We start from the raw sequence: 18,707 nt of genomic DNA on the forward strand, positions 1-18,707 counted from the left end.
CATGCACGCGTCCCGTCTGAGCCGCCGTGCCGTTCTCGCCGGGACCGCGGCGAGTGCCGCGCTCACCGCCGTCCCGCTCGCCTCCGGGCGCGCACAGGCCGCCGACGGTCCGGCACAGGCCGCCGACGGTCCGGCCCCGGCCACCGACGGGGCGGCCCGGACCACCGCCTACCGCTGGCGCAACGTCGTCATCGGCGGCACCGGCTTCGTCACCGGCCTCCTCTTCCACCCCTCCGTCCGCGGCCTCGCCTACGCCCGCACCGACATCGGCGGCGCCTACCGCTGGGAGAGCCGCACCGCCCGCTGGGTGCCGCTCCTGGACCACCTCGGCTGGGACGACTGGAACCTGCTCGGCGTCGAGGCGATGGCCGTCGACCCCGCCCACCCCGACCGGCTCTACCTGGCCCTCGGCACCTACGCCCAGCCCTGGGCCGGCAACGGCGCCGTCCTGCGCTCGACGGACCGCGGCGCCACCTGGCGGCGCACCGACCTCACCGTCAAGCTGGGCGCCAACGAGGACGGCCGCGGCACCGGCGAGCGGCTCCTGGTCGACCCGCGCGACAGCGACACCCTGTGGCTGGGCACCCGGCACGACGGACTGCTCAAGTCCACCGACCGGGGCGCCAGTTGGTCCCCGGCGCCCGGCTTCCCGCCCGCCCCCACCGCCACCGGCCAGGGCGTCACCCTCCTCGTCGCCGCCGGCCGCGCCGTGTACGCCGGCTGGGGCGACTCCGGCGGCACCGCACCGAACCTCTACCGCACCACCGACGGCACCACCTGGCACCCCGTCCCCGGACAGCCGGCCGGCGCCGCCGCCCGGGTCCCGATTCGCGCCGCCTACGACGCCCACGCCCGCGAGCTGTACGTGACGTACGCCGACGCGCCCGGCCCCAACGGCCAGACCGCCGGCAGCGTGCACAAGCTGCGCACCACCGACGGGACGTGGACCGAGGTCACGCCGGTCCGGCCGGGCGGTACGGCGGCCGACGGCTCGGCGGACACCTTCGGCTACGGCGGCGTCGCCGTCGACGCCCGCCGCCCCGGCACCGTCGTCGTCTCCACCAACAACCGCTGGGCCGCGGTCGACACCCTGTTCCGCACCACCGACGGCGGCCGGACCTGGACGTCCCTGAAGGACTCCGCCGTCCTCGACGTCTCCGAGACGCCGTACCTGAGGTGGGGCGAGGAGAAGCCCAAGTTCGGCTGGTGGATCCAGGCCCTGGCCGTCGACCCGTACGACTCCCGGCACATCGCCTACGGCACCGGCGCCACCGTCTACGGCACGCGGGACCTGACGCACTGGGCCCCGTGGATCCGCGGCCTGGAGGAGGCGTCCGTCACCCGGCTGATCTCGCCCCCGGCCGGGCCCGCGCACCTGCTGAGCGGCTCGCGGGACATCGGCGTGATGTACCACGAGCGGCTCACCGCCTCCCCCTCGCGCGGCATGGCCACCCACCCCGTCTTCGGCTCGGCGACGGGACTGGCGCAGGCCGCGCGCAGACCGGCGTACGTCGTGCGCGCGGGCTGGGGCGACCACGGCAACGGCGCCTTCTCGCACGACGGCGGCCGGACCTGGGCGCCCTTCGCGGCTCAGCCCCCGCTCGGCAGGGACGCGCCGGGGCCGATCGCCACCAACGCCGACGGCAGCGTGCTGCTGTGGTCCTTCGTGCACGGGGACGGCACGAAGCACCCGGCCCACCGCTCGGCGGACAACGGCACCACCTGGACCGAGGTCCCCTCCTTCCCCCGGGGCGCCACACCGGTCGCCGACCCGGCCGACCCGGCGCGCTTCTACGCCTACGACACCGCCACGGGGACGCTGTACGCCGGCACCGACGGCGGCCGGTCCTTCGCCGCCCGCGCCACCGGCCTGCCGGCCGGGGACAGCCAGTACGAGCTGGTCGCGGCACCGGGCCGGTCCGGCGACCTGTGGCTGAGCGCGAAGGAGAACGGGCTGTACCGCTCCACCGACGGCGGCGCCGCCTTCCGCAAGGTCACCAGTTGCCGGGCCTCGCACACCCTCGGCTTCGGCAAGGCCGCCGACGGCGCCGCCTACCCGGCGCTCTACCAGGTCGGCTCCGTCCAGGCCGGACTCACCGCCGTCCACCGCTCCGACGACGAGGGCAGGACGTGGGTGCGGATCAACGACGACGCCCACCAGTGGGGCTGGACCGGCGAGACCATCACCGGCGACCCCCGCGTGTACGGCCGCGTCTACCTCGCCACCAACGGGCGCGGCATCCAGTACGGGGAGCCGGTCTGATGCCGGGCCGCACCCCGGACCTCGGCGACGCGACCCGCGGCCGTCTCCTCTTCGGCGGCGACTACAACCCCGAGCAGTGGCCCGAGGAGACCTGGCACGAGGACGTCCGGCTGATGAAGGACGCCGGCGTCAACTCCGTGACCCTCGGCGTCTTCTCCTGGTCGAAGCTGGAACCGCAACCCGGCGAGCGGGACTTCGGCTGGCTGGACCGCCTGATGGACCTGATGCACGGCAACGGCATCGGCGTCGTCCTCGCCACCCCCACCGCCTCGCCCCCGCCGTGGCTCGGCCGCCTCCACCCGGAGACCCTGCCCCGCGACGAGGACGGCCGTATCGAGTGGTGGGGCGGCCGGCAGCACTTCTCCCACTCCAGCGCCGCCTACCGCCGCCACGCCGCCGCGATCACCGAGGCCCTCGCCGCCCGCTACGCGCACCACCCCGCCCTCACCCTGTGGCACATCAACAACGAGTACTGCACCTACGACCACGGCGACGAGGCCGCCGCCCGCTTCCGCACCTGGCTCCAGGCCCGGTACGGCACCCTCGACGCCCTCAACACCGCCTGGGGCACCGCCTTCTGGAGCCAGGGCTACGGCGACTGGGAGGAGGTTGTGCCACCCCGCCGCGCCCACTACCTGAAGAACCCCGCCCAGGTGCTGGACTTCCGGCGCTTCACCTCCGACATGCTCCTGGAGTGCTTCACCGCCGAACGCGACATCGTCCGCCGCCACACCCCCCACCTCCCGGTCACCACCAACTTCATGCCGCTGTGGTTCGGCCAGGACGCCTGGCGCTGGGCCGAGGAGGAGGACGTCGTCTCCGTCGACCTCTACCCCGACCCGCGCGACCCCCTCGGCGCCCAGCACGGCGCCTTGGTGCAGGACATGACCCGCTCCCAGGCGCGCGGCCCCTGGATGCTCATGGAGCAGGCGACCGGGCAGGTCGGCTGGCGCCACGTCAACCCGCCCAAGCCGCGGGGCCTGAACCGCCTGTGGTCCCTGCAGGCCGTGGCCCGCGGCGCGGACGCCGTCTGCTACTTCCAGTGGCGGCAGTCCCGGCAGGGCGCGGAGAAGTTCCACTCCGCGATGGTCGGCCACGCGGGCGAGGAGGGCCGTACCTTCCAGGAGGTCAAGCGGATCGGCGCGGACCTGGCCACGATCGCCCCGCACGTGTCCGGCCGCCCGGTGGACGCCCGCATCGCGATCCTGCACGACTGGCACTCCTGGTGGGCCGCCACCCAGGAGGCCCGCCCCTCCCGGCGGGTCGACCACCCGGAGATCCTGCGGGCCTGGCACCGCGCCCTGTGGGAGGCGAACCTGCCCACCGACTTCGCCCACCCCGAGCACGACCTGTCCGCCTACCGGGTCGTCGTCGTCCCCCAGCTCTACCTCCTCACCGACGCGGCGATCGACAACCTCCTCGCCCACGTCCGCGGCGGCGGCGTCCTCGTCTGCGGCTTCCTGACCGGCGTGGCCGACCAGGACGACCGGATCCGGCCCGGCGGCATGGACGCCCGGCTGCGCGCCCTGTTCGGCATCCGCACCCTGCACGAGTGGTGGCCGCTGGAGGAGACGGAGACCGCCGACTGCGGCGACTGGCGCGGCACGCTGTGGTCGGAGGAGATCGAACCCGACGGCACCGCCGACGAGACCCTCGCCTACCGGGGCGGCGAACTCGACGGGCTGCCCGCGGTCCTGCGCAAGGGCCGCGCCTGGTACGTCTCCACCCTCCCCGAGCCCGAGGCGCTGCGCGCCCTGCTCACCCGCGCCGCCGCCGAGGCGGGCGTCCGTCCGGTGCTCGACGGGCTGCCGGCCGGCGTGGAGGCCGTCCGCCGCGGTGACGTGCTGTTCCTCCTCCACCACGGCCGCGCACCGGTGACCGTCGACGTGCCGGGCACCCACCGCGACCTGCTGACCGGCGAGACCGTCACCGGCCGGGTCACCCTCGGCCGCCACGGCGTCGCGGTGCTCGCCCCATGACCGGCCACCCCGTCCACGGAACGTGGGAACCGGCCCCGGCCGCCCGCTGGGAGGACGCCTTCCTCAGCGGCAACGGCCACCACGGCGCCCTGGTGTACGGCGACCCGGACGACGACCGGGTCGTCGTCACCCACCACACCCTCGTCCGCCCCGACGGCGACGACGGGCAGCGCCGCCCGCCCCGGCTCGCCGCCGCCCTGCCCGCGCTGCGGGAGCGCCTGCTGTCCGGGGACCTCACGGCCGCCGAGTCCTTCACCGACGGCCGCCCGCTGCGCCGGGTGCGCCCCTTCCACCCCGCCTTCCAGACCCGGCTGCGCAGACCACCCGGCTCCGGTACCGGCACCGGCCACGGCTACCGCCGCTCCGTCGACTTCACCACCGGCGAGACGGAGGCCGTCGCCGGCGGCGCGTGGCGCAGCCGCGTCTTCGTCTCCCGCGCCGACGACGTCGTCGTCCAGCACGTCACCGCCGCGCACCTCTTTCTCGACCTGTGCCTGGACCCGCACCTGCCCGGCGCCCCCGCCCGCCTGGGCATCGCCCACGGAGCCGTCCTCACCCCCGAGGGCGCCCTGCTGACCCTGCGCGTCCGCTACCCCGGCGGCGACCTGGCCTACACCGGCGTCACCCTGGCCGCCGTCACGGGCGGCACGGTGACGCTCACGCCCCCCGGCGTGCGCGTCGAGGGCGCCCGGGAACTGCTCCTGCTGACCCGCGTCCACCGCCACACCGGCGACGCGGACACGGTGGCCGAGGGCCGCGCCCTGCGCGACCTGCTGACCGCCCGGCCCTACGACGACCTCCTCGCCCGGCACCTCACCCTGCACCGCACCGCCTACGAACGCGTCACCCTGGACCTCGCCGCCGACCCGGCCGAACGCGCCCTGCCGGGCTCCGAGCTGCTGCGCCGCCCCCGCGGCGCGGCCCTGCCGGAACGGCTCTTCGCCGCCGGCCGCTACCACCTGCTGTCCTCCAGCGGCCTCAACCCGCCCCGCCTGACCGGCCTGTGGACCGGCGACTGGGACACCGCATGGTCCGGCGCCTTCACCGCCGACGCCAACCTCAACCTCCAGACGGCCTCCGCCGCGGCCGCCGCCCTCCCGGAGGTCACCGAGGCCCACGCCCGCCTCGTCCACCGGCAGCTTCCGCACTGGCGCGACAACGCCCGCGAGATCTTCGGCGCCCGCGGCGTGGTCGCCCCCGCCCACTCCGACGGCGAGAGCGGGCACTCCTACCACTTCAGCCGCGAGTACCCCCTCCACCTGTGGACCGCGGGCGCCGACTGGCTGCTCAAGCCGCTCGTCGACCACGACGACGTCCACGGCACCCGTGACCCGCGCACCGCCGCCGCCCTGGCCGAAACCGCCCGCTTCTACGAGGACTTCCTCACCCCCGCCGACGCCGGCGGCCACGTCGTCGCCGTCCCCTCCTACTCGCCGGAGAACCGGCCCGCGAACGGAAGCTGGGGCGCGATCAACGCCGCCATGGACCTCTCCGCCGCCCGCCACGCCCTCCTCACCGCGGCCGACTACCACCCGGACACCCCGGACGCCGTCCGCTGGCGCGCCCTCGCCGGCCGGATCCCGCCCCACCGGATCAACGAGGACGGCGCCCTGGCCGAGTGGGCCTGGCCCGGCCTGGAGGACTCCTACGACCACCGCCACCTCAGCCACCTCTACGGCGTCTGGCCGCTGGACGAGATCAACCCCTACGACACCCCCGGCCCGGCCGCCGCCGCCCACCGTGCCCTGCGCCTGCGCGGCGCCGAGAACGACTCCGCGCACGGGCACCTCCACCAGGCCCTGATCGCGGCCCGGCTCCGCGACGCCGGACACGCCGCCCGCGCCCTCGCCGCCGTCCTGGACGGCGACTACTTCCACGCGTCCCTGATGAGCGCGCACTACCCGGGCCGCGACGTCTACAACGCCGACGCCGCGCACACCCTGCCCGCCGTGCTGATCGAGACGCTCGTGCAGTCCACACCCGGCCGGCTGGTCCTCCTGCCCGCGCCGCCGGCGGGGTACCCGAGCGGTGCGCTGCGCGGGGTGCGGACCCGGTTCGGGGCCACCCTCGACCTCACCTGGACCCCGCACGGCGCCACCGCGGTCCTGCGCCCCACCCGCAGCCACCGCGTCGAACTCCGGACCCCCTCCGGCACCGAACCGCTCGACCTCGTCGCCGGAGAGGACCGCGTCCTCACCCTGCGGACGCGGTGACTCCCCGACATTCCCCCCACCCATGGAAAGGGACACCATGGCAGCACCCCGCACGTCGAGCCGCATCGTCAAGGCCCTGCTGGCCCCGGCCCTGGCGCTCGGCGCCACGGCCGGCCTCGCCTCCGCCCCCGCCCACGCCGCCGTCTGGAACTCCTGCGACCAGTGGGGCAACACGACCCTGAACGGCTACACCCTCTACAACAACATCTGGGGCTCCGGCGCCGGCAGCCAGTGCGTCTGGGCCAACTCCGGCACCCACTGGGGCGTGTGGGCCGACCACCCGAACACCGGCGGCATCAAGTCCTACCCCAACGCCAAGAAGGTGATCGACAAGCCGGTCACCTCCCTCGCCTCGCTCACCAGCAGCTACAACGTCACCGTCCCGTCGTCCGGCGCGTACAACACGTCGTACGACATCTGGGACACCGACTACGACTACGAGATCATGCTCTGGGTCAACCACCACGGCGCCGTCGGCCCGCTCGGCACCTCCCAGGGCACCGTCACCCTCGGCGGCCACACCTGGGACGTCTACAAGGGCAGCAACGGCCACAACGAGGTCTTCTCGTTCCTGCGCACCTCGGACTCCACCTCGGGCACGGTGAACATCCTGCCGATCCTGAAGTGGATCAAGGACACCAAGGGCTGGATGGGCGACGAGACCATCGGCGACGTCCAGTTCGGCTACGAGATCACCTCGTCCTCCGGCGGCCTGGACTTCACCACCCACAACCTGACGGTCAGCGGCGGCTGAGCGCGCCGCACCCCAGGGGGCCGGTCCCTGCCGGGTCGCTGTCGGCCGATTCCGCCCCGCTACCCATACCAGCGCGAGGCTGCCCGGCGACCAGGCAGGCTTGCCCCGGGCAGGGAACAGGCCGGCGAACTGCTCGCCGCAGAACAGCATCCCCGGTTCGCCCCGGACCCGGGCGTCACCGGGGGCGAAGGCATCACGGTCCTACCTTGTCCCGGCACGACAGCGCGTTGCTGTCATGTTCCGTGGGGCGGAACTTCCTGAACCCCACTTCTTCTTCCGCCAATTCGAGCTGAATCTTGAAGTTCTGCTCCCATGTGCTGCTTCTGACATATTTGTCGACGATCTCTTTCAGATGCCTGCACCATTTCCTGTCCTTCGTCTTCCTGATACCCACGCCGTAGTACTGCCGAGGGCCGAAGTCCATTCCCGGCACCACGTAGAAGTTCTGGTCGGCATGGTGGTCCGCAAGTCCGTACAGGATGATCCGATCTGTCGAGATCCCCTGGACCAGGCCTTCCTCCAAGAGCTTCACGCAGTCCCTGATCTTGGGTGCCGTCTCGATGGTCGCCAGGGACAGCACGTCCGGCCGATCCTCCATCAGAGTCGTATAGCTGGTGGAGTTCTCCAGAGTGCAGATCTTCGTTCCCGCAAAGACGGCAGGGTCCTCGGTCTCGTACGCGTAGGCTTCGTCGGACACCAGGAGTCCTTGCTTCGACGTCATGTAGATTCCCGCGACGTCGATCCCCTGGATCCGTTCGTCATTGACCGACAAGGTGGCGAGAACCAGGTCCACATCCCCGCTCTTCACCGCTTCCACCCGGTCCTTGGACTTGAGGTCCATCGGCGTGAGGCGCTTCTTGATCTTTTCTTCGATGTGATGACCGAGCTGGACTTCGAAGCCGTCGAAGGCGTTGGTCGACTCGTCCCTGAACGACGTGCCGGGCTGGTCCCCCTTGTAACCGACGTTCAGTCTCTCCACGCCGTTGAGGCCCGGCTCCTGCTCCGGCTCGTCGCAGGAGACGGTCACCCCGAGCAGGACCGCCGCCCCCAGCGCGCAGGCTGCCCGCCGCGCGTTCATTCGCCAGTTGCTCACGCACCGCTCCTCAGCCGTACACGGTGGCTTGCGCCACATGGATGTCCACTTCGCAGTCGTCCGTCGTGTCGACCGTCAACCGAAGTTCGATCTCAGGGCGGCCACCGCCCAGGTCCAGCTTCACGAGATCGCCGCTCCTGAGCTCCTCGTGCTGCTTCCTCGGAGCCTGTTCGCCCACTGCCAGGGAGAACCTCGTGCCGTAACCGCACACGCCGTTGTTCCTCGAGGCCGAGACCTCCATCGTCAGCTCGAGGTGCCGCCGTTCGGCCTTCGGCCGGAGCGTGAGAACGCTCTGCTCGCCGTCCTCGAGCAGCGTGTCCGGTTTCACGTCGATCTCGTTGGCGGCGACATCCACCCTGCCGTACTTCCTGACCTGGTCCATCTGCAGCACGGCGAGCGCGGCCAGGGTCAGGCACAGGAACGACAGCAGCAGTCTCGCGCCGGCGGGCAGGCCTTCCGCGCGGCCCAGCCGGAGCCGTACCGACCGGGCCTCTCCCGTGCGGGTCCACGCGTCGAAGGCGAGGAGGACGGACACGACGTTGGCGACGGCCAGGAGGACGTAGGCAACGACGAACTGGCTCTCGGGCCCCTCCGGCCTCATGTACAGCACCACGACGGTGACCAGCAGGACCACCGCCGTGATGCCGCCCCAGCCGGACGCCCGCTTCTCCTGGCGGGCGAAGACCGAGTACCAGTGGTTGCTCTGGTGGCCGATCGTCTGGCTGCTGAAGGAGCTGCCGATGACGGTGCCGCTGACCGCCGTCCCACCCGTCCGGGCCTCGGCGCTCCCCGTCTGCGAGGCGGACGCGACGACCTCGGCCTCCGGTGGCGCCTTCTCCCCGCTCATGCGCCGCGCACCCCGGAGTTGGCGTTCCCTTCTCCCTCGGCGGTCGCGTCGCCGGTCCGCTCGGCGCGGGCCGACGACACCGCGCCGGTGGATCCGCCGAGGACGACACCGGAGTTGGCCGATCCGCCACGCGACACCGCGGCCCCCGTGTCGACGGCCTCCACGACGACACCCTGCGGCTCCCTCCTCAGGAGCCCGAGCAGCAACGCCGCCACACCGGTCGCCACCTGCAGCACCACCCCGGTCATCTCCCCGTTCTCCTGGCCGAGCAGCGCCCAGACCAGCGGCGTCGTCGCCACGCAGAGAGCCCCGGCAACGATCAGCGTGATCCTCACCTTCCGAGTCACGCCTTCCCCTTTCCCCCGTGACAGCCAAATGGCGAAGCGTCAGATGATAGCCCGCGGCAGGGGGGCGTGGAGGGGCTTTGTCCGCGCCGTCCCACGACCGTGCACACGGCGCTCGGATCATCAACTCATCGTCTTTACCGGGTTGTTGCCGCGCAGTACTGCCCGTGACCTCACATGCCCGAGCGTCCGCACCGGTCCGTGGTCCGGTCCTCGCGAGAGGGCGCTGTCGGCCGATCCGGGCCGGGCCCGGGCGTGGCGTCGGCCTCCAGGACCAAGCGGGGCGGAATCAACCGACAGCGTCCCGGCGGGGCCGGCCCCTCGCGCTCACTCCACGACCGGCAGCTCGGCACCGTCCCGCAGGAACAGCGGAATCCGCTCCAGCGGGGCGTCGACCGTCACCGCCGCCCCGCCCTCGTACGTCCGGCCCGTCCACGCGTCCGTCCAGCGCGCGCCCGCCGGGAGGTGGACCGCGCGCCGCGTCGCGCCCGCCGTCAGCACCGGGGCGACGAGCAGGTCGGGGCCGAAGAGGTAGGCGTCGTCCACCGACCAGGCGGCCCGGTCGCCGGGGAACTCCAGGAACAGCGGCCGCATCACCGGCATCCCCTCCTCGTGCGCCTCGCGCATCACGCGCAGCACGTACGGCTTCAGGCGCTCGCGCAGCCGCAGGCAGGCGGTGAGGATGCCGTACGCCTCCTCGCCGTAGGACCACACCTCGTTCGGGCCGCCGGTCATCTCCGGACCCAGCGGCATGCCCGGGTCGCGGAAGCCGTGCAGGCGCATCAGCGGGGACAGCGTCCCGAACTGGAACCAGCGGATCAGCACCTCGCGGTAGGCGGGGTCGTCCGGGTCGCCGCCGTGGAAACCGCCGATGTCGGTGTTCCACCACGGGATGCCCGACAGGGCGGTGTTGAGGCCGGCCGCGATCTGGCGGCGCAGGGTCGCGAAGTCGGTGCCGATGTCGCCGGACCACAGGGCGGCGCCGTAGCGCTGGCTGCCCGCCCACGCCGAGCGGTTGAGGGTGATCACCTCGTCCTCGCCGGACGCGCGCAGGCCCTCGTGGAAGGCGCGGGAGTTCTCGGCGGGGTAGAGGTTGCCGACCTCCAGGCCCGGGCCCGCCCAGTAGCGCAGGTTCTCCGGGAAGCCGGGCTTCAGCTCCGGCTCGCAGGCGTCCAGCCAGAACGCCGAGATGCCGTACGGGTCGAGGTAGTTCTCCTTCACCTTCGACCACACGAACTCCCGCGCCTCGGGGTTGGTGGCGTCGTAGAAGGCCACCTGGACCGTCGAGGCGACCTCCTTGTCGGGCCAGTCGGCGTGGGCCAGCGGGCCGTACTGGGTGCCGATGAAGTAGCCGCGCTGCTCCATCACCGGGTGGTTCTCGCTCAGCGGGGACACCGACGGCCACACGGAGACGACGAGCTTGATGCCGAGCTCGTCCAGCTCGCGCACCATCGCCGCCGGGTCCGGCCACTCCTTCGGGTCGAACTTCCACTCGCCCAGGTGTGTCCAGTGGAAGAAGTCGCAGACGATCGCGTCGATGGGCAGGCCCCGGCGCTTGTACTCCCGGGCGACGGCGAGGAGTTCGTCCTGGGTGCGGTAGCGCAGCTTGCACTGCCAGAAGCCGGCCGCCCACTCCGGAAGCATCGGCGTGCGGCCCGTCACCGCGCTGTAGCGGCGCTGGGCGCCGGCCGGGTCGCCCGCGGTGATCCAGTAGTCGATCTGGCGGGCGGAGTCGGCGACCCACCGGGTGCCGTTGTGCGCCAGCTCCACCCGGCCGATCGCCGGGTTGTTCCACAGCAGGGTGTAGCCGCGGCTGGAGGTGAGCACGGGAATGCCGACCTCGGCGTTGCGCTGCACCAGGTCGATCACCAGGCCCTTCTGGTCCAGGTGCCCATGCTGGTGCTGGCCCAGGCCGTACAGCTTCTCGCCGTCGTAGGCGGCGAACCGCTGCTCCAGCCGGTGGTGCCCGTTGCCGACCGCCGTGTACAGGCGCGGGCCGGGCCACCAGAAGTGGGCGCGCTCCTCGGCCAGCAGCTCCGTGCCGTCGTCGGTGCGGGTGAAGCGGATCATGCCCTCGGCGTCGACGACGACGGTGAGCGCGCCGACCGTCAGCCGCCCGGCCCCGTCCCCGATCTCGACGGTGTGCGCGGTCGGCGGGGCGTCCTCCAGCAGCGCGCCCGGCAGCCCCTGGAGGACCGGGCCGCCGAGCCGGGCCCGGACCCGGACCGCGTCCGGCCCCCAGGGCTCGATCCGTACGGTCTCCTGACGGCCGCTCCACTCCAGCGCGCCGTCCCGCTCGCGGAACGTGCCGACGGTGGGGGAGGACTGGGCGAGGCTGACCTGGGTCTGGTTCTCGGCGGGCGACGTCACGTGGAGTGCTCCTGGAGGGAGGGCAGACAGGGGAGTGCCGCGGTGGGCGGGGGAGACGCGCGGAAGAACACGGAAGAACACGGAAGAACGCAGAGAACACGGAAGAACGCAGAGAACACGGAGAACGCAGAGAACACGGAGAACGCAGAGAACACGGAGAGCGCGGAGAACGCGGAGAGCGCGGAGAACGGGGAGAACGCGGAGAACGCGAAAGAAGCGGTGGGAGAGGCCGGGAGACGGGCGGGGAGAGGGGCGTGAGGGGGGCGGGATGGGGCGGGCGGGGGAGAGGGGCGTGAGAGGGCGAGGCGGGGGCGGACAGGGGCGAGGTGCGGAAAGAGGCGGCGGGCAGGGAAGAGGTGCGGAAAGAGGCGGCGGGCAGGGGTCAGGAGGCGGCCGGTGCCGGTCCCGAGCTCGCCCGGACCGTCAGTTCGGGCGCGAGCAGCACGACCTCGTCGCCGCCGCGCCCGTCCAGCTTGGCGACCAGGTGCTCCACGGCCCGTCGGCCCATCTCCTGCGCGGGGACGGCGACCGACGTCAGCCGCACCGAGGCCTGGACGGCGACCTGGTCGGGGCAGATCGCGACCACCGACACGTCCTCGGGCACCGCTCTGCCCTGCTGGCGCAGCAGGGCGAGCAGCGGCTCGACGGCCGACTCGTTCTGCACGACGAACCCGGTGGTGCCCGGACGCTCGTCGAAGATGCGGGCGAGGGTCACGGCCATCGCGTCGTACCCGCCCTCGCACGGGCGGTGCAGCAGCCGCAGCCCCAGCTCCCGCGCCCGGCCGCGCAGCCCTTCCAGGGTGCGCTCGGCGAAGCCGGTGTGCCGCTCGTAGACCGCGGGCGCCTCGCCGATGACGGCGATGTCGCGGTGGCCCAGCGCCGCCAGATGCCCCAGGCACAGGGCGCCGGCCGCCCGGAAATCGAGGTCGACGCAGGTCAGGCCGCTGGGGTCGGCGGGCAGCCCGATCAGCGCCGAGGGCTGGTGGGTGTCGCGCAGCAGGGGCAGCCGTTCGTCGTCGAGCTGGACGTCCATGAGGATCATCGCGTCGGCCAGCCCGCTGCCGGTGACGCGGCGCACCGCGTCCGGGCCCTCCTCGCCGGTGAGCAGCAGCACGTCGTACCCGTGGGTGCGCGCGGTGGTGGCCACCGCGACGGCGATCTCCATCATCACCGGCACGTAGATGTCCGTGCGCAGCGGGATCATCAGCGCGATGATGTTCGACCGGCTGCTGGCCAGGGCGCGGGCGCCGGCGTTCGGGTGGTAGCCCAGGGTCCGGATGCTCTCCTCGACCCGCTGCCGGGTGGTCGAGGAGATGGACCGCTTGCCGCTGAGGACATAGCTCACCGTGCTCGCCGAGACTCCGGCGTGCTGGGCGACCTCGGCGAGGGTGACCATCCGCTCTCCAAGCTGTGTGAAGCGCTTCGACAATGCGCGGGGACCGACAGGGTGGGCTTGAGTGGTCCGACAGTAGCTCCGGTGGGTCGGGAAGTCCATAGGTCGTCGAAGCGCTTCGACAGCGCGCTCTCCCGCCCGGACTCCGCCCGGGCCGCCCCGCCGCGGAACCATCGGCCGAACGGACGCACGAAGGCTGGTGGAGCCGCCCCGGATCAGGTACATACGATCGAGTAGCACCGACTCGTACCGTACGTCCGCAAGTTCCGGACTGCCGGACTGCCGGACTGCCGGACTGCCGGATCGCCGGCCGGCGGCCCGGCGGACCCGCCCGGTCCTCGTGGACGCCCCCCGACGATCCCGATGCGCGGCGAGGTGAGCCTCATGTCCGCACCACCCACCCCCTCCTCCCGGCCCGTCGTCACCGAACGCGAGGCCCGCCGGGTGGCGGAGGCGGCCCGGGAACAGGACTGGCGCAAGCCCAGCTTCGCCAAGGAGCTGTTCCTCGGCCGTTTCCGCCTCGACCTCATCCACCCCCACCCGCTCCCGGCCGACGAGGACGTCCAGCGCGGCGAGGAGTTCCTCGCCAAGCTGCGCGACTTCTGCGAGACGAAGATCGACGGGTCCGTGATCGAGCGCGACGCGCGGATCCCCGACGAGGTGATCGACGGGCTCAAGGAGCTCGGCGCCCTCGGCATGAAGATCGACACCAAGTACGGCGGCCTCGGCCTGACCCAGGTCTACTACAACAAGGCCCTCGCCCTGGTCGGCTCCGTGAGCCCGGCGGTCGGCGCGCTGCTCTCCGCCCACCAGTCGATCGGCGTGCCGCAGCCGCTGAAGCAGTTCGGCACTCAGGAGCAGAAGGAGAAGTTCCTGCCGCGCTGCGCCCGCACGGACATCTCCGCCTTCCTGCTGACCGAGCCCGACGTCGGCTCCGACCCGGCCCGCCTGGCCACCACCGCCGTCCCGGACGGCGACGACTACGTCCTCGACGGCGTCAAGCTGTGGACCACCAACGGCGTCGTCGCCGACCTGCTCGTCGTCATGGCCCGCGTCCCGAAGTCCGAGGGGCACAAGGGCGGCATCACCGCCTTCGTCGTCGAGGCCGCCTCCGAGGGGATCACCGTCGAGAACCGCAACGCCTTCATGGGCCTGCGCGGCATCGAGAACGGCGTCACCCGCTTCCACCGGGTCCGCGTCCCCGCCGCGCACCGCATCGGCCCCGAGGGCGCCGGCCTGAAGATCGCCCTGACCACCCTCAACACCGGCCGTCTGTCGCTGCCCGCGATGTGCGTCGGTGCCGGCAAGTGGTGCCTGAAGATCGCCCGCGAGTGGTCGGCCGCCCGCGAGCAGTGGGGCAAGCCCGTCGCGCTGCACGAGGCGGTCGGCTCCAAGATCGCGTTCATCGCGGCGACGACCTTCGCCCTGGAGGCCGTCCTCGACCTGTCCTCCCAGATGGCCGACGAGGACCGCAACGACATCCGCATCGAGGCCGCCCTCGCCAAGCTGTACGGCTCGGAGATGGCCTGGCTGATGGCCGACCACCTGGTCCAGATCCGCGGCGGACGCGGCTTCGAGACGGCGGCCTCGCTCGCGGCCCGCGGCGAGCGCGCGGTCCCCGCCGAGCAGATCCTGCGCGACCTGCGCATCAACCGGATCTTCGAGGGCTCCACCGAGATCATGCACCTGCTCATCGCCCGCGAGGCGGTCGACGCCCACCTGTCGGTCGCGGGCGACCTCATCGACCCCGACAAGTCCCTGCCCGACAAGGCGAGGGCGGGCGCGCAGGCCGGCGTCTTCTACGCCAGGTGGCTGCCGAAACTGATCGCGGGCGCCGGTCAGCTGCCGACGTCGTACGGCGAGTTCAAGCACGAGATCGACCTCTCGGTCCACCTGCGCTACGTCGAGCGCACCGCCCGCAAGCTGGCCCGCTCCACCTTCTACGCCATGTCCCGCTGGCAGGGCCGGATGGAGACCAAGCAGGGCTTCCTCGGCCGCGTCGTCGACATCGGGGCGGAGCTGTTCGCGATGAGCGCCGCCTGCGTCCGCGCCGAGCTGCTGCGCGTCCGCGGCGACCACGGCCGCGAGGCGTACCAGCTCGCCGACGCCTTCTGCCGCCAGGCCCGCATCCGCGTCGAGGAACTCTTCGGCCGCCTGTGGACCAACACCGACGACCTCGACCGCACGGTCGTCAAGGGCGTCCTGTCGGGCACGTACGCCTGGCTGGAGGAAGGCGTCCTCGACCCGTCCGGCGACGGCCCCTGGATCGCCGACGCCACCCCGGGCCCGAGCCGCCGGGAGAACGTGCACCGCCCCATCAGGTGACAGGCCCCCGGTCACCTCCGGGCGTCTCCGGTCACCTCGGGCGCCCCCGGTCGTCCTCGGGCGCCTCCGGTCGCCTCCGGCGTCTCCGGTCGCCCCCGGAGGCCGCGGTCATCCCCCGGAGGCCCCGGCCACTCCCGCTCATCCCCGGGCGTCCCCCGGGCGGACGGCACGGCACCCGCCCGGGGGGCGCGCCGTCCCGCCCGAGGGACGCGCTGTCCTGCCGGACGGCGGCAGCGGCCACAATGGGGGAATGAGCGACAGCCCTGCCCCCCTCGCCGACCCGCACCTCGTCCACGACCCGGTGGCGGGCGACGGCCCGAAGGACGTGGTGATCCTCGGCTCCACCGGATCGATCGGCACCCAGGCCATCGACCTCGTGCTGCGCAACCCCGACCGCTTCCGGGTCACCGGCCTGTCCGCGAACGGCGCCCGGGTCGCCCTCCTGGCCGAGCAGGCGCACCGGCTGCGGGTGCGGACCGTGGCGGTCGCCCGCGAGGACGCCGTACCGGCGCTGCGGGAGGCCCTGCGGGCGCGGTACGGCACGGGGGAGCCGCTCCCCGAGATCCTCGCCGGCCCGGACGCGGCCACCCACCTCGCCGCCTCCGACTGCCACACCGTCCTCAACGGCATCACCGGCTCCATCGGCCTCGCCCCGACCCTGGCCGCCCTGGAGGCGGGCCGCACCCTCGCGCTCGCCAACAAGGAGTCGCTCATCGTGGGCGGCCCGCTGGTCAAGGCCCTCGCCAAGCCCGGGCAGATCATCCCGGTCGACTCCGAGCACGCCGCCCTCTTCCAGGCCCTGGCTGCCGGCACCCGCGCCGACGTGCGCAAGCTGGTCGTCACCGCCTCCGGCGGCCCCTTCCGGGGGCGTACGAAGGAACAGCTCGCGAGCGTCACCGTCGAGGACGCCCTCGCCCACCCCACCTGGGCGATGGGCCCGGTCATCACGATCAACTCCGCGACCCTCGTCAACAAGGGCCTGGAGGTCATCGAGGCGCACCTGCTGTACGACATCCCCTTCGACCGCATCGAGGTCGTCGTGCACCCGCAGTCCTACGTCCACTCCATGGTGGAGTTCACGGACGGCTCGACCCTGGCCCAGGCGACGCCCCCCGACATGCGCGGCCCCATCGCCATCGGCCTCGGCTGGCCCGAACGCGTCCCCGACGCGGCGCCCGCCTTCGACTGGAGCAAGGCTTCCACCTGGGAGTTCTTCCCCCTCGACGACGAGGCGTTCCCCGCGGTGAACCTCGCCCGGCACGTCGGCGAGCTCGCGGGCACCGCCCCCGCGGTGTTCAATGCCGCCAACGAGGAGTGCGTCGAGGCCTTCCGGACCGGCGCGCTGCCGTATCTCGGGATCATGGAGACCGTCACCCGGGTCGTGGAGGAACACGGCACGCCGCGCACGGGAACTTCCCTCACCGTCGCGGACGTCCTCGAAGCGGAGACCTGGGCGCGCGCCCGCGCCCGGGAACTGGCGGCACAGACGGCGGAGGCCCGTGCATGACGACCCTGATGTTCATCCTCGGCATAGTCGTCTTCGTCATCGGCCTGCTCTTCTCGATCGCCTGGCACGAGCTGGGCCACCTGTCCACGGCGAAGATGTTCGGCATCCGCGTCCCGCAGTACATGGTCGGCTTCGGCCCGACCCTCTTCTCGCGCAAGAAGGGCGAGACCGAGTACGGCGTCAAGGCCATCCCGTTCGGCGGCTACATCCGCATGATCGGCATGTTCCCGCCCGGCCCCGACGGCCGGCTGGAGGCCCGCTCCACCTCGCCCTGGCGCGGCATGATCGAGGACGCCCGCTCGGCGGCGTTCGAGGAGCTCAAGCCGGGCGACGAGACCCGCCTGTTCTACACGCGCGCCCCGTGGAAGCGGGTCATCGTGATGTTCGCGGGCCCGTTCATGAACCTGGTCCTGGCGGTGGCGCTGTTCCTCACCGTCCTGATGGGCTTCGGCATCTCCCAGCAGACCACCACCGTCGCCTCGGTCTCCCAGTGCGTCATCGCCCAGACCGAGAACCGCGACGACTGCAAGAAGACCGACCCGGCCTCCCCGGCCGCCGCCGCGGGCCTGAAAGCCCGCGACAAGATCGTCTCCTTCGACGGCGTCCCCACCGGCACCTGGGACGAACTGTCCGACCTCATCCGCGCCAACCCGGGCAAGGACGTGCCCATCGTCGTCGAACGCGACGGCCGCCAGGTGACCCTGCACGCCCGGATCGCCACCAACAAGGTCGCCAAGAAGGACTCCGGCGGGCAGATCGTCGAGGGGGAGTACGTCACCGCCGGCTTCCTCGGCTTCAGCTCGGCCACCGGCGTGGTCAAACAGGACTTCGGCGAGTCCGTGACGTGGATGGGCGACCGGATCGGCGAGGCCGTCGACTCCCTCGCCGCCCTCCCCGGCAAGATCCCCGCCCTGTGGGACGCGGCTTTCGGCGACGGCCCCCGCGAGCCGGACTCCCCGATGGGCGTCGTCGGCGCCGCCCGCGTCGGCGGCGAGATCGCCACCCTCGACATCCCGCCGACCCAGCAGCTGGCCATGTTCGTCATGCTGGTCGCCGGGTTCAACCTCTCCCTGTTCCTGTTCAACATGCTCCCGCTGCTGCCGCTCGACGGCGGCCACATCGCGGGCGCCCTGTGGGAGTCCCTGCGCCGCCACACGGCCAAGCTGCTGCGGCGTCCGGACCCGGGCCCCTTCGACGTGGCCAAGCTCATGCCGGTGGCCTACGTGGTGGCCGGGGTCTTCATCTGCTTCACGATCCTGGTGCTCATCGCGGACGTGGTGAACCCGGTGAGAATCTCCTAGACACCCCTGGCACCTCGCGTTCACGGCGGCCCGGCAGGCTCTCCTGCCGGGCCGTCCCCCGAAGGCGGGGTTTGGCGGGCGCGGTGTGCCCGGGCCCGGGCACGTGTCGTAATCTCGGAGCCTGGAGCCCGCCCGCTGACGGGACCGGAGCTTGATCCACGACTTGGGGTTGCACAGCAGATGACTGCGATTTCTCTCGGCATGCCGTCCGTTCCGACCAAGCTCGCCGAGCGCCGCAAGAGCCGGCGGATCCAGGTCGGGTCCGTGGCGGTCGGCGGGGACGCGCCGGTCTCGGTGCAGTCGATGACGACGACCCGG

At 72.6% G+C, this 18,707-nt stretch carries 12 protein-coding genes and 1 pseudogene; 8 read left to right on the top strand and 5 right to left on the bottom strand.

Going from position 1 to position 18,707, the window contains the following annotated elements:
• Nucleotide 1: 1 nt before the first annotated feature.
• The 4 genes from ABZ340_RS21615 to ABZ340_RS21630 are packed head-to-tail and all read left to right on the top strand — an operon-like array spanning nt 2 to nt 7,209.
• Nucleotides 2-2,263, top strand: coding sequence for a 1,4-beta-glucanase (locus tag ABZ340_RS21615; protein WP_358783418.1), 2,262 nt, complete (start codon nt 2-4; stop codon nt 2,261-2,263).
• On the top strand, nt 2,263-4,242 hold the full coding sequence (locus tag ABZ340_RS21620) for a beta-galactosidase (RefSeq protein WP_358783419.1): 1,980 nt from the start codon (nt 2,263-2,265) through the stop codon (nt 4,240-4,242). The genes ABZ340_RS21615 and ABZ340_RS21620 overlap by 1 nt, the downstream gene beginning before the upstream one ends.
• The gene (locus ABZ340_RS21625) at nt 4,239-6,455 is read left to right on the top strand and encodes a glycoside hydrolase N-terminal domain-containing protein (RefSeq protein WP_358783420.1); all 2,217 of its coding nucleotides are present in this window, start codon (nt 4,239-4,241) and stop codon (nt 6,453-6,455) included. The genes ABZ340_RS21620 and ABZ340_RS21625 overlap by 4 nt, the downstream gene beginning before the upstream one ends.
• Before the next feature lie 37 nt (nt 6,456-6,492).
• Complete coding sequence (locus ABZ340_RS21630) at nt 6,493-7,209, top strand: hypothetical protein (protein WP_358783421.1); 717 nt, start codon at nt 6,493-6,495, stop codon at nt 7,207-7,209.
• A 193-nt stretch (nt 7,210-7,402) separates the two neighbouring features.
• On the opposite strand, the gene ABZ340_RS21635 is transcribed toward ABZ340_RS21630, so the two are convergent.
• The 5 genes from ABZ340_RS21635 to ABZ340_RS21655 all read right to left on the bottom strand — a co-directional run bounded on the left by ABZ340_RS21635 (nt 7,403) and on the right by ABZ340_RS21655 (nt 13,259).
• Nucleotides 7,403-8,302 carry a transporter substrate-binding domain-containing protein gene (locus tag ABZ340_RS21635; protein ID WP_358783422.1) on the bottom strand — a complete coding sequence of 300 codons (900 nt, stop codon included), beginning with the start codon at nt 8,300-8,302 and terminating at the stop codon, nt 7,403-7,405.
• Between the two features lie 10 nt (nt 8,303-8,312).
• Nucleotides 8,313-9,149 (bottom strand): hypothetical protein, encoded by an 837-nt coding sequence (locus tag ABZ340_RS21640; protein WP_358783423.1) that lies wholly within the window; start codon nt 9,147-9,149, stop codon nt 8,313-8,315.
• A complete protein-coding gene (locus tag ABZ340_RS21645) occupies nt 9,146-9,496 on the bottom strand; it encodes a hypothetical protein (protein WP_358783424.1) in 351 nt (116 codons plus the stop codon). The genes ABZ340_RS21640 and ABZ340_RS21645 overlap by 4 nt, the downstream gene beginning before the upstream one ends.
• Nucleotides 9,497-9,820: 324 nt before the next feature.
• Nucleotides 9,821-11,863: a glycoside hydrolase family 31 protein gene (locus tag ABZ340_RS21650; RefSeq protein WP_358783425.1), complete on the bottom strand. Its 2,043-nt coding sequence runs from the start codon at nt 11,861-11,863 to the stop codon at nt 9,821-9,823.
• A gap of 382 nt (nt 11,864-12,245) precedes the next feature.
• The gene (locus ABZ340_RS21655; RefSeq protein WP_358783426.1) at nt 12,246-13,259 is read right to left on the bottom strand and encodes a LacI family DNA-binding transcriptional regulator; all 1,014 of its coding nucleotides are present in this window, start codon (nt 13,257-13,259) and stop codon (nt 12,246-12,248) included.
• Nucleotides 13,260-13,640: 381 nt separating this feature from the next.
• Here ABZ340_RS21655 and ABZ340_RS21660 point away from each other — a divergent pair, with 381 nt between their 5' ends.
• From ABZ340_RS21660 to ABZ340_RS21675, 4 genes and pseudogenes are all read left to right on the top strand, one after another.
• On the top strand, nt 13,641-15,581 hold the full coding sequence (locus ABZ340_RS21660; RefSeq protein ID WP_358783427.1) for an acyl-CoA dehydrogenase family protein: 1,941 nt from the start codon (nt 13,641-13,643) through the stop codon (nt 15,579-15,581).
• A gap of 250 nt (nt 15,582-15,831) precedes the next feature.
• Nucleotides 15,832-17,088, top strand: coding sequence for a 1-deoxy-D-xylulose-5-phosphate reductoisomerase (gene dxr / locus ABZ340_RS21665; RefSeq protein WP_358783428.1), 1,257 nt, complete (start codon nt 15,832-15,834; stop codon nt 17,086-17,088).
• An 8-nt stretch (nt 17,089-17,096) separates the two neighbouring features.
• Entirely contained in the window at nt 17,097-18,389 is a 1,293-nt protein-coding gene (locus ABZ340_RS21670; RefSeq protein ID WP_358783431.1) for a site-2 protease family protein, read from the top strand.
• Between the two features lie 180 nt (nt 18,390-18,569).
• A pseudogene (locus ABZ340_RS21675) lies at nt 18,570-18,707 on the top strand (4-hydroxy-3-methylbut-2-en-1-yl diphosphate synthase); the annotation flags it as partial.

The sequence above is a fragment of the Streptomyces sp. NPDC006134 genome (assembly GCF_040628835.1).
Taxonomy (GTDB): domain Bacteria; phylum Actinomycetota; class Actinomycetes; order Streptomycetales; family Streptomycetaceae; genus Streptomyces.